Source organism: Paenibacillus sp. OV219, from assembly GCF_900110075.1.
Classification (GTDB): domain Bacteria; phylum Bacillota; class Bacilli; order Paenibacillales; family Paenibacillaceae; genus Paenibacillus_Z.
Map to the genome: position 1 here is coordinate 124136 of NZ_FOCJ01000009.1, position 13056 is coordinate 137191.

The 13056-nt window shown below is 51.4% G+C and carries 7 protein-coding genes; 3 read left to right on the forward strand and 4 right to left on the reverse strand.

Annotated elements, in window-relative coordinates; all coding sequences use genetic code 11:
• A complete protein-coding gene (locus tag BMY11_RS21365; RefSeq protein WP_177182756.1) occupies positions 1-903 on the reverse strand; it encodes a response regulator in 903 nt (300 codons plus the stop codon).
• 190 nt (positions 904-1093) lie between these two features.
• Between BMY11_RS21365 and BMY11_RS21370 the strand changes: the two genes are divergently transcribed.
• Both BMY11_RS21370 and BMY11_RS21375 read left to right on the forward strand, forming a co-directional pair.
• On the forward strand, positions 1094-1906 hold the full coding sequence (locus tag BMY11_RS21370; protein WP_090581046.1) for an alpha/beta hydrolase family protein: 813 nt from the start codon (positions 1094-1096) through the stop codon (positions 1904-1906).
• 320 nt (positions 1907-2226) lie between these two features.
• Positions 2227-3822 (forward strand): ATP-binding protein, encoded by a 1596-nt coding sequence (locus tag BMY11_RS21375; RefSeq protein WP_090581049.1) that lies wholly within the window; start codon positions 2227-2229, stop codon positions 3820-3822.
• A 275-nt stretch (positions 3823-4097) separates the two neighbouring features.
• Here BMY11_RS21375 and BMY11_RS21380 read toward each other — a convergent pair whose 3' ends face one another.
• The gene (locus BMY11_RS21380; protein ID WP_090581052.1) at positions 4098-6122 is read right to left on the reverse strand and encodes an ABC transporter ATP-binding protein; all 2025 of its coding nucleotides are present in this window, start codon (positions 6120-6122) and stop codon (positions 4098-4100) included.
• 63 nt (positions 6123-6185) lie between these two features.
• On the reverse strand, positions 6186-7937 hold the full coding sequence (locus tag BMY11_RS21385; protein ID WP_090581382.1) for an ABC transporter ATP-binding protein: 1752 nt from the start codon (positions 7935-7937) through the stop codon (positions 6186-6188).
• A 519-nt stretch (positions 7938-8456) separates the two neighbouring features.
• Here BMY11_RS21385 and BMY11_RS21390 point away from each other — a divergent pair.
• Positions 8457-10670, forward strand: a complete 2214-nt coding sequence (locus tag BMY11_RS21390) for a copper amine oxidase N-terminal domain-containing protein (RefSeq protein ID WP_090581055.1) — start codon at positions 8457-8459, stop codon at positions 10668-10670.
• A 95-nt stretch (positions 10671-10765) separates the two neighbouring features.
• Here BMY11_RS21390 and BMY11_RS21395 read toward each other — a convergent pair whose 3' ends face one another.
• Positions 10766-12838 carry a GxGYxYP domain-containing protein gene (locus BMY11_RS21395; RefSeq protein ID WP_090581058.1) on the reverse strand — a complete coding sequence of 691 codons (2073 nt, stop codon included), beginning with the start codon at positions 12836-12838 and terminating at the stop codon, positions 10766-10768.
• Between the last annotated feature and the right edge of the window lie 218 nt (positions 12839-13056).

Below are 13056 nucleotides of genomic sequence, written 5' to 3' on the forward strand. Positions count from 1 at the left end.
TCACTTCAGCCTTTCCAGAAGCCGCTTTACCTTAGCTTCAAGAAGCTTGATGCTGAACGGCTTCGCAATATAGTAGTCTGCGCCATGCTCCAGGCTGTAGATTGTCATATGCTCCGTGTTCCGGCTTCCTAGCATAATGACAATGTACTTGCTTGCATTCGGCATGCTGCGTAGATCACTCAGCACCTCAATGCCGTCGCGCTGCGGCAGGATGTCGCTTAGGAAGATCAGATGCATATGCCCGGAATGATGCCAGTCCGATTCCGCGAAGCTGGCTCCGTCATGGAAGCTGCGAATTTGGAACTCCATATGCGGCAGCGAGAGATTTTGCATCATGTTGATGAGAATGTTCTGCGCAATCGGCGAGTCCTCAATAATAGATACTTTTATCGTACTCACATCAGGCAAGGTGGCGACAGGTACCGCTCTGAGCTGGAAAGGACCTTTATCCCGTGCCAGCGTTAGTGCCACCGAAGTTGCTTCCAGGATGTCCTCGTAGGTTGTCGTCGAATAGACGACCTCCGTCATTCCGGCCGTAAGCTGCTCATGAGATGAGCTCTGGAAGTCTGTGTAGATTCGTTGGAACAGATATTCTGCTTCGAGAAAGCCGGTATGCATCAACACTGCTATGTATCGAAGCGGTTGCTCAGTAGCAAACAGGTAATCGGTATTGCGCAGATGGCTTGCGATCAGCTTGCTTGTATGCAGCAGAGCAGGGAGCTCGCTTGTTTGGTCTATTTCAATCGCCACGACTGTAAATTTGGTTCGAACACGCGGCATATCGGCTAGCTTCCATTGAATGAACGACGTGAGCAAGTCGCTGTGATACAGCCCGGTCTCCTCGTTGTATAGCAGAGCGATAAGAGGGGAAGTGGGAGAGGTACGTGTAGTGGTACTGCTCATAGTACACCTCAATTCTAGTGAAATCATGTTGTCCTTCCAGTATAGTCGCATCTTGCAAATTAATGTTTAGTGAATTACTGGGGATTTGGGTGGAGAGCGGGAGGAAGAGAGATGGGGAAAGCGAATAGTAGTGGAAGATAGCAAATGGATTACCCACTATACACTCCATAAAGAAGGAACGTGAACATTTTTGACCCATACATATGAGCATCAAACGCCACAGTTGAACGCTATTCAAATTCCCGCAGAGGACGGGTATATTGTCGCAAGAATTTTTAGCCCCGGAGGCAAAGGGCCTTTTCCAACCGTCATCCTTCTGCACGGGTTTCCAGGTATTCAGCAAAATTATGATTTGGCAGCGCAGTTCCAGCATGCCGGCTATCAAGCAGTCGTGTTCCATTATCGGGGGTTGTGGGGAAGCACAGGGGAATTCTCGATTACTCATGCCCTGGAGGACGCGAGGATAGTTCTAGCTTTCTTGCGTCAAGCTGATACGGCGGCAAAATATAAGATCGATCGTGAGCGCATCGCGCTTGTCGGACATAGCTTTGGCGGCTTTATCGCCCTGCAGTCGATTGCGGCGGATAGTGGCATCGCGGCTGTTTGCTCCCTCTCTGGTGCTAATTTTGGCATGATGGCGCAGCTTCTTCTTCAGGCAGAAAGCAGAGCCCAGCTTGAGGCGGGACTTGCTGAACCAGCATCTTATGTCTCTGGGCAATTTACCGTCCAGATGATGAGTGATGAAATTTTGGCGCATGGATCGGAATGGAATCTACTAGACCGTGCGCAGAGTCTATCAGACAAGCCAGTCTTGTTGGTTGGAGCAGCTCAGGATGTGCTGACACCTGTGAACTTCATGCATGCTCCGCTGGTATCAGCATTTGAGCGCACGGGTACGTCAAAGCTGCAAAGTCTAGTCATTGAATCAACTGATCACGGATATGAAGGCAAGCGGCAGGAACTGTTCGAGGTTGTTTTGAAGTGGTTGAATGAGGTTGTTTAGCTGATCATGCAGCTGATGTCGCCACAAGCCGATACTCGATGATCGCTAACGGTCTCCATATTACCAAGATGGGGGAGCCTTCAATGGCTCTCCCTCTCTATCAACTATATTTGCTTACTAAAAATGTGATAAGATGGAAGCAGACAGATCAGGGGGTGTTCTTATTGAGCCTCCCACTAATGCTTTTCGCATACCTTGCTCTCTTCATCAATTAGGACACACGATCAGACACCTTAGCTCAGGCAGCCGTCCATAACAAACGGCTGTCTTTTTTGCATGTAACGGGAACATTCTATCTTAAGGACAAAGGTGACAACGTCATGGCCAACACCATTCTTTTTCGAATATTGCTTCCTGTCTTGCTCGTCATTATTTCTATCTCCTCCATCTATCTCGATCGGACAAGTCATCCCTATCTGATGTTTGCGGTGGGCGTCGGTGTGTATATGTCGCTAAATGCTAAGCAAATGAACAACAAGCAGATTTACATCCAAATTGCGATGCTCGTCCTCTTTCATTGGCTGAGCCAGCTGAACTGGTCCTTGACGATGTATTTGATATTGCTGATCAGACAGATCACACGCAGCGAAAATTTGCTACGAGCACTTCTTCATGCGCTTCTCACTATGACGCTGTACAGTGTTGTCCGCTTCTCCTATTCGGTAACGAATGGGTACTCCGTGCTCGTTACGCTATCCGACCTTGCTAGTTCGCTCGTATTTGTCACATTGGTATGGCTCATTAAGAGCAAAGAAATCGAGAAGAAGAGCCTCGAGCAATTAAACGACGAGCTTCTGAAAAAAGACGTGCTCACAGGACTGCTCAATTATCACGCATTCCGCAGAGCCTTAAGCAAGATGAAGGAGCACAGTGAGTTTGGTTTAATCATTATGAGCTGCCAGGATTTGCGAGTTATTAATTTCAAGCATGGATATGAGCAAGCGAACAGCAGCTTGAAGGATATTGCCGTTCAGCTTGAACGCCACTTTAATCCTGCTATTGTATCGCGTTATGGCGGGAGCGAATTCGCCATCGCGATGACGTATGCAGATGCACCGTCAGCTGAAGAACATATTAAACAGGTTATCGATCGTATCATGAAGCAATCATCTGAGTTGGACATCATTTACGCCTATGCATTTTCGAACGGATGCACAACGGAAGAGACGATAGAGAATGTGGAAAAGCAGCTTTTTCTGCAGAAAAAGGAAATTTGGATGAAGCGAGACGAACACTTCTTTCGCGCGGATAAATTGAAGGTTATCGGAGAGCTCGCAGCGGGAATGGCCCATGAGATCCGCAATCCGCTGACCACCATTAAAGGGTTTCTGCAGCTTGCTTATCAGAACGACTATAAGGAGTTCGAAAGATATCACCCGTTGATTATGGACGAGATTACAAGAGTGAGTGAGCTCACCTCTGAGTTTTTGCAATTTTCGAGGCCGAATCTGTCGCAAATGAAAGTAGAATCCGTTCAGTCCTGCATCGAGCGTGCCATCTCCATCATGGGTACGGAGATTGAGCGGAGAGGGCATCACCTCAGCGCTGAGTATCCGGAGGCTCTGCTATACGTCAAAGTGGATAAAGACAAGATTGTGCAGGTGCTCGTGAATTTGTTCAAAAACTCGATTGATGCGATGGATGATCTCGGACAGATCGGGGTCAAGGTGTATGAGCTGGATAAGCAGGCATGCATCGAGTTGTCAGATACGGGGACCGGGATGTCTGAAGCTACGAAGGAGAAGCTATTTGAACCGTTCTACACAACGAAAGGGCATGGCACAGGACTCGGCTTAGCGATTTCACACAAAATTGTCCAGGATCATGGCGGACGAATGGACGTGAAGGAGACGAGTGCGAAGGGGACGGTGTTCATGATCATGCTTCCGTTAGTGTTTAAGTCGGTTATGGAATAGTGGTAGGGAGCGCGTGTCGCAGGCTCAGAGCACATATATGATCTCTCGTCGCGAGAATAGAGCGTTCCGAGTCGCTGAGAGAACGTATATGATCTCTCGTTGGCCGCAGGTACCCGAAAACGCGGGATTTCGGTGCTGAGAGCACATATATGATCTCTCGTCGCGAGAATCGAGAGTTTCAGTCGCTGAGAGAACGTATATGATCTCTCGCGCCCGTTAGGGGATAAAAAAGGGAGAGCCCAACGACAACGGGGCTCTCCCTTCCATTTCCTAACTTATGCCAAGGCGCTAACCGCGGCGCCTTGCTGCAGCTGGTACATGGCGAAGTACTTGCCGCCGTGCACCATCAGCTCGTCGTGGTTGCCGCGCTCTACGATGCGGCCGCGGTCGAGCACGAGAATTTGATCCGCCGCGCGGATTGTCGACAAGCGGTGCGCGATGACGAACGTCGTGCGTCCACGCTTCAGCACATCGAGAGCCTGCTGGATAATCGCTTCGGTCTCTGTGTCGATGCTCGCGGTCGCTTCGTCGAGGATCAGAATGGCTGGATCGAAGGCGAGCGCACGCGCGAAGGAGATGAGCTGCCGCTGACCTGCGGACAGCGTGCTTCCTTTCTCGATGACAGGCTCATCAAGTCCGTGAGGCAGCTGCATGAACATGTCGTACGCGCCGACGTCGCGGAGCGCTCCTTCGATTTTCTCCCGCGTAATCGCCGGGTCGTCCAGGCTGATGTTTGAGGCGATCGTGCCGGTGAAGAGGAACGGCTCCTGCAGCACAATGCCCATATGCTGGCGCAGCTGTTGCTTCGACATGTCGCGAACGTTGGTGCCGTCAACTGTGATGACGCCTATATCAATATCGTAGAAGCGGAAGAGCAGGTTCAGAATCGAGCTTTTGCCCGATCCGGTATGACCGACAAGCGCGACCGTCTCACCTTGCTTCGCTTTGAAACTAATCTGCTTCAGCACATCTTCGCCTTCCTTGTAGCCGAACGAAACATCCTCGAAAGCAACATTCCCCTTATAACGCGCTATCCGCTGTTCAGAAACCGGAATGCCCGGCTCATCCAACAGTGCGAATACGCGCTCCGCCGATACCCGTGCCACCTCGAGGTTCGACAATTGATTGACCATCCCGACGATCGGCTGCATCATCCGGTTCATGTAATCAATGAAAGCGTAGAGGACGCCGACAGATACAGCAGTCCCAAACCAGCCGCCCGCGAACATCCAGATGACCGTGAGAAAAATCACATTCCGAAACACGTTCAGCAAATTGTGACTCGTCACTGAGTTCAGAAGCAGCATTTTGTTCTGATACTTGAAGTACTCGTCGTTCATGACGTCGAACTCCGCCATCGTTTCTTTTTGCTTGCGGAACACTTGGATAATCGGCATGCCTTGAATGGATTCGTTAATCATGCCGTTGATGTCACTCAGTCGCGAGCGAATGACATGATTGAAGCCACCCGCATATTTGCGGTAAATAATGATCCAGAAGTACAGAATCGGCAGCAGCGGCATAGCAATTAGAGCAAGCCGAGCATCGAGCAGGAACAGAGCGCCTATGATCGCGGTCATATAGATGATGCCGGAGAAGAAGTTCGCCAGCACCGAAACATACAGCTCGCGGATTGCCTCTGTGTCATTCGTCACCCGTGCGACGACTTTGCCTGCCGGCAGATTATCGAAGTATTGCACCGGCAGCTCCTGAATATGCCGGAACACGTCATTGCGCATCTTGCGTACAATGCGGTTCGCTGACACTTGAAGCAGGAACTTCTGTCCGTAAGCGAGCCCCGCCCCGATGAGCAGCATCCCGACATAGCCAGCAGCCAGCGTAATCATACTCCTCAGCTCCGGCTGATAGAAGTGATAGGTCTCATCTCGGCTCAGCAGAGCGGCAGGGTATTGCTGCTTGCTGCCATCCTCGGAAGTAAGCGTTAGCTTGCCGTCCGCGAACTTACGTGCACCCTTGTCAGGCACACCAGCCGCATCGACAAAATAATACGTAAGCCCGGTTTGCAGCACACGCACCTCGCGGCCCAACGCCTCGCCATCCTTCCAGTGATCGGCGCGCTTATAATAGCTGCCGTTGTACGCTACGTCATAGCGTCCGTTATCTTTGCTCTCGTACCATGGCTTCTCGATGCCCATAATGTTCGTATCAATCATCCGTTTGGCGAGAAAAGGTCCGACCAGCTCCGCGGAGATTGCGAGTGCAAGTAGCAGTAGCGCTAGCAGAATCGGTCGTTTGTAATGCCATGCATATTGAAATAATCGTTTTCCGTTATTGCCCATTGTAGGTGTCACCTTCGTTTCCTTATCTCTCATACAAGTCTGCAGCCGGGGCACTTACACGCCTTATTCTTCCACCACGGAAGCGAGCTGCTGCCTATCATACTGTTCTTTATACCAGCCATTATTCAGAAGAAGCTGCTCATGCGTGCCTTCTTCTGCGATTCGTCCTTCGTCCAGCACGATAATCCAATCCGCATGCTGCACGGCGGAGAGACGGTGCGTCGTAATGAGCGTCGTCTTGCCTGCTCGTTCCCTGCGAAGTCCTTCCAGAATCTCAGTCTCTGTCTTGGCATCGACTGCCGAGAGGGCATCGTCCAGCAAAAGAATTTCCGGGTTCGCGATGACTGCTCTTGCAATGCTGACCCGCTGCTTCTGTCCACCGGACAGAGCAACGCCTTTCTCCCCAACGAGTGTTTCCAGACCGTCTGGCAGGAACGTCACGTCTTTGCGGAAGGCAGCCAGTTCCAGTGCTTTGCCTAGCAGCTCATCATCCATCGTACCGTCTGTAACGCCATAAGCGATATTTTCACGAATCGTCTTGCTGAACAGAATCGGCTGCTGCGGCACATAGCCGACCCAGCTGCGGATCTGGTCGAGCTCGATGTTCGTAATCGGTACACCGCTAGCCTTCAAGCTGCCTTGGCCCATCGGGTACTCACGAAGCAGCTGACGAAGCAAAGTCGTCTTGCCGCTGCCTGTTCTGCCGACGATGCCGAGCGTTTGACCGCGCGTAAGCTTTACATTAATATCAACTAGGTTGTCGATTGAAGAGGACGGATAGCGGAAGGTGAGCCCTTCGGACTCAATCGATTCCGGCACTTGCACCTGCACCGGCGACTTCGCATCCACGACGTTCGGCTTCACGCCTAGCGTCTCATTGATCCGGTCGAGCGAGGCATTGCCGCGCTGCATAATGTTGATAAGCTCGCCGATAGCGAACATTGGCCAGATCAGCATACCTAGGAACATGTTGAACGAGACCATATCGCCAAGGGAAATTTCACCTCGGAACACGAGCCATCCGCCGAAGCAGAGACCGATTAAATAGCTGATGCCGACGAGAATTTTGAGCGTAGGTTCGAACAGTGCATCAATCTTGGTGACTTCGATGTTCTTGCGGAACACCTCATCGGTCATGTCGCTGAATCGTTTGCGGTCCGCATCTTCCTGCACGAACGCACGGATGACCCGAACGCCAGAGACGGATTCCAGCACCTGGTCGTTCAGCTTGCCGAAGGCATCCTGCTGAATCGTAAACCGTTCATGAATCTTCTTGCCAAAATGCTGCATAACAAGCGCAAGCACCGGCAGTGGCAGCATCGCCGCAAGCGTCAGCTTCCAGCTGATGAAGCCTGCCATCATAACGAGAATGGTCGCCATCCAGATGGTAGAATCGACCAGCGTTAGAATACCGAAGCCTGCTGTATTCGATACGGCGCCAATATCGTTCGTCGCCCGGGCCATCAGGTCACCGGTGCGATTGCGTTCATAGAAGGTTGGCGTCATCTTCAGCAGATGCCGCATAAGGCGCGAGCGGAGTTTGCGCTCCAGGATGAAGGAGGAGCCGAACAGCTGCGACCACCAGACATAAGTGATGAGATAAACGATGACAGTGAGGCCTGCCCAGTAGAGCAGCAGCTCCGTCAGCTTCTGTCGCGTCATCGTGCCTTGGCCGATGCTGTCGATAGCGTAGCCGATCATTCTCGGAGGTATAACCTCAAAAATACCGCAGATCGTAAGCAGCACAAGAGCAAGCGTGTAACGCTTCCAATGCATTTTGAAAAACCAGCTTAATTTTTTTAATACGTCAAACACGTAGATCAACAACCTTTCCAGCTTAGATCGATACAAAAAAAGAGGCCTACCGCCGTAAGCGATACGCCTCATCCTGCATGCCGGCTGCGTGTCAGCGTGAGAGCTGCCGCAGCTAAGCCGGATGCAAAATAAAAAAGGCGCACGATTACGTTGCCGTAACCATGCACCTACTTCCGTTAACAAGCGAGAATGCTTCGCTTAATTAACGCCCGTTTGCGCGAGGGTTACGTCCATTGTGAAGTTTGCATGGCGAGTAAAATGAATCATACGTGCTGTGCGCCGATTTCTCATGTCGTAACCCTCCTTTCCGTTCATCGAATATATGTGCCACTGTATCATTAGCCGCCAAACATTGTCAACGGGGTAACCCGAAAATGTGTCTAAAATATGTCACTTCCCAGTTTTTTGCAACTTAACAGGTAGATGCTGCGTCAAATGATCTGTACTGGTTATGAATTTCCAAATCACGTTTGCGGGGAACACATTCGAAAGAAGTTTTGCGAGTAGAGGAGACGGAGCATGAAATCGTTGAAATGGATGTTGATCTTATCAATTTTATCACTCTTAGTACTGCCAATCGCTACCACAGTACCAGGGGATGCTTTTGCAGCGGGATCGGCTAGCACGGACACAACGTCCGTCATAAATACGGGCACGCCAGTCCCGTGTACAACGACAGACCCAGGTACAACAACAGATCCAAGCACAACAACTGATCCGAACACAACAACAGATCCAAGCACAACAACAACAGATCCAAGCACAACAACAGATCCAGGAACAACAACGCCAGATCCAAGCACAACAACACCGGATCCAGGAACAACACCAGTTCCGTGCATCAATGTACCCGTGCAAACGGACAGACTGGATTTGACAATCGGAAGCACGAACATGCTGCATAACGGCAGCACGTATCAGTCCGCTCAGCCTGTCATTAGTCTGAACGGCAGAACGTTCCTCCCGTTTAGTTCAATCGCAGCTCGCTATGGCTACAAAATCTCGTACAATGCGAAGACGAAGGAGTCCATCGCGACAGGCACTCAGCATACGCTTGTATTCAAGATCGGCAGCGACGTGGCGACCAGAGATGGCGTTCAGACGAAGCTCGCTGGTCCAACCTTCGTATCGAAGGGATACTTGATGGTCCCGCTTCGCTCTTGGGGCGAGATGTCGGACAGCACAATTGCCGTCGTTGGCAAGCAGATTACGCTGAAATGGTCGTCCATCGTCATTCCGCCGAAGCCAACAGCAGAGTTCGAAGTACAGCCTACTGAGATCTATGCCGAACAAACGATGGTTACCTATATAGATCATGGGACAAATGCAACAGGACAGCCGTTCGTAGACGAGCGATGGGAGAACCGGATGGACATCTTCCCTACCGCTGGCACTTATATCGTCACAAGACAGGTTGAGGACAGCAACGGTGTGTGGAGTGATCCGTACAGCGTTACTGTAACGGTCAAGGCGCCGAACTTGCCGCCTGTCGCGGACTTCACAACAGATAAGACGCAGTACCGGATTGGCGAAAATATTACGTACACCGACATCAGCACCGACGATGAGAATGCGATTGTCCACAGTACGTTCACGGGCAACGCCAAAGTGTTTTTCGAGCCGGGCGACAAGGCCGTTATGCTGGAAGTCGAAGATAATCATGGCATGAAGACGCAGGTTACGAAGATGGTTACGATAACGAACGAAGTGCTTTACACGAAGGATGATTATGAACGGCTATTCACGGCACCGGGCGACATCTATTCAATCGACGGTTCAGCTGTACTGAAATTTGCAACGAACAAGTATACGATTCAATCGGAGCCTGCCCAGATGGTTCGGAGCAACAGCCCTGAGACGCTTCTGCAGGAAGGTGTTGCGTATCATGCTCAGATGACGGGCAAGGTGCGGTTCATGTTCCATAATGTCAATAAAATCGGTTATTCCGTTACGGTTCATCTGCTCGCAACGAATATGGGCAATTCAGCTGCACGAGTGAACAAGGCCGCAATTGGCATGGGCGGACCGACAGCCTCGCCCGAGCTTGCCGGCAAGCTGTCCACCTCTCGTTACCTGAGCTCGCTCGCGACCAATCCGGAGCCGGTTTGGACGACGATTGCACCAGGCGAGACGAGGGAGATCCTGCCCGATATTGCCAAGGTGCCGCTCAAACCGAACGAATCCTTCAGCTCGTACGCGGATATCTTCTCCGACAAGGAGCTGCAGTACACCGTTGTCGTCACTGCAGTAGGCAAGGACCCTGTCGCGGAACTACCGAATTTGCCAGTTATGCCTCGTGATGGCATTCACACTAGAGGCACCTTCTACAACGCGGACCGTACCATTGAAATTTCAGATATACTCGGCAATACGCCGGAAATGGTGAAGATCGGCGATATGGTCATTGATCCATTCCTCGACGGTATTGACGAGACGACAGGAAATCTGGAGTATAACAAAGGCAACTACGGCGTGCTGTACCGCATGCACCTGTCTCATGTTGCGCCTCATACGCTGATCTCGCTCAATCCGCGCGGTGGGTTGTATACGGGGGCATTTATGATTAATGGCCAGCTCGTAACCGTGTCATCGCTGAGGAACAATACGCAGGCTACCGTGCTGTATCGGACCGGCGATAAAGAGGAAGCAGTCGACATCGTGTTCACCGTCGCTTCCGGAGCTTATCTGCCTGTAGCGATGCTGTTCACGCAGCTGCCGCAGCTTCGCCAGTAAGTAACATTCGGTGAGTTCAAATGACAAGAAGAGGCTGGAGGCCGTCATCTCAAATGACGGCTTCCAGCCTCTTTGCTGTTCGTTCAAACGAAAGCTTAGTGCGACAGACCGTTCGCCTCGCGAATGAGGGAGAAGTACTGATCGGCGCGCACGACTTGGTAGTCGGAGCCAAGCGCTTTGCTCATCTCTACGACATCTGTAGGCGTCATACTCCATGCCAACAGACCGAGCGAGACGAAGAGTGGCGACTTGCCGTCCCAATTCGTTTTTGCAGCTGCCAGGATGTTCTTGCCATCTTGGGCGGTGCTGATGCCTTGGATCGTCGAAACCGGCAGTTTACCCTGCTGGATCTTGACGCCATAGTTACCTTCCCAGCTTTGGAACAGCCCCTGTACATGCAGGTCGTTCACATAGGAATTCGCTTTTGATTCGCTAAGCGGCACGTTCTGGCCATCCACCCGGTTCAGGACATAAGGAATGGTCATGCCGGTTTTCTTCAAATACGTATATGACTGCTTCATAAACGTGGAGAACGTGCTCTCCGGCCATGCATCCGGGTAGAAGTAGCCTGCGCCGGATGGCCCTGCAATGATCTGATCGTTCGCGGTTGCCGTGCGCTTGAAGTAGTCCAGCATCACAGGCGCGGCATCAACGAGAAGCGGACTAGATGTCCAGTTAATCGGCACTTTACCGCGGTTTGGATCATCCCACAGAATGCGCATCCGGTGCTGGTTGTATTGCAGGTTGTCGCCTTCACTGAACGTGTAAGTGACATAGATTTTGTTCGCGAGCTTCGGAGTTGCTGCTGGCTTCGCATTGTTTGCGACGGATTTCTCACCGGAGAAAACAGTCATATTGCTGAACCAGTCTGCCGCGAGCACGTAGACGCTGTGATTCGACGTCACTTCGGTGCCGCTGAATTCACCATCGACATCGTTGCTGAACCAGCCGAGGTAAGGCGATCCTGGCTCTACGCCAGACAATATACGCTCGAACAGCGCCTTTTGCTCAGGCACGTTCGAGTCTAGCCAGACGACCATCGCTTTGTTCGCGACCGCATAATCGCGCAGATAACCGTACGACTCACGCTGCTGCGAGGATGGCGGCTGTTCGCTGCCAGCGGTTACTTTGTACTGGTTCCACATATCCACCGACGCGGTAAGCTGCTTCGTGCCGGCAGGAGGCGTGAACTTATAAACAAAATAGCGTCCGTTGTCCGCGAAGCGATGACCGCCGCTGCCGGAAGAGACCTGCGAGCTCTGCGGATCATAGAGGAAAGGCGTCTCGTCTGCAGTGCCCGGAATGAAGTGTGCGATTGTCTGGCCGTCGGCCTGAACCGTCACTTCATGCACGGCCGTACCCCAGCCGTCCTGTGTGAACGCGTCGTCGAAGCGCAGGTAGACATCTGAGTTTCCGAGGAAGCTCGTCAGGTCGAGATCGTATACCTTGCGGTTCTTCGCATCACGCTCTTGCGTCGTGTCTTGCGCAATCGTCTTGAATGACGGTGGAAGAGTAGAAGGCAGCTTAACGGAAGTGTCTGGGCTTAGGCCGACCAGCATCCGGTGCGATGTTTGGCTCCACAGGTTCTCATACGCCCACGTGTAGGCATCCAGACGATCCTTGAATTTGCCCCCAAGGTCATCCAGCACCTTCAAATTGTAAGGAGCGGCAGTTAATTTGGCAGCCAGCTCAGGACTTGCCACGACAGCGCCTTTCAACCCTGCCATTGTTGTTGCGACGTTGATGGAATCGGCTACTTTTGGATCATAGACGATAATGCCTTTTGCTTCTTGGGCAAACTTCTTGACGATGTCCCAGTAATTGTCGCGCACCTTGTATGGGACGTCGAGGTCGTTCAGCCAAGTGAACTTGCCTTCTTCTTTATTTTCGATCAAATAAATCCGAGGCTCCGTGCGGTTCACGATCCCCTGCAGCGTAGCCATCAGTAGCTTAATATCTCCAGGCGCATCGTACACGTCGGCGACTTCCAGCTGCTTCACCTTGGCGAAGGTAGGTAATTCCTGCTGCTTCGGCCATGAGATGGTGGAAGCGGACGGTTTATCACTTGCTGTCTGTTGCTCCGGATTGCTGGCAGCGGCAGATGCGCCGAGCGATAAGGATACGGTACATAGCAATGCAAGACTAATTGAAGCGATTCTTCGGATCAAGTTGCACACCTCATCTTAGCGGAATTTTGCAGCTCCAATGCTCTTGCCTCGTTCGTCCACCTCCTCAGTCGGCTGAACTTTGAACTACAGTATATATTTAATATAATCTATATAAAAATTTCAATACTTTCGACAAAGGTTATCAGGAAGTTACAGCTGAATTTATAGGCTAGTTCAATAGTATTGTGGATAAAATGGGATTGAGTCTATTATTTTTA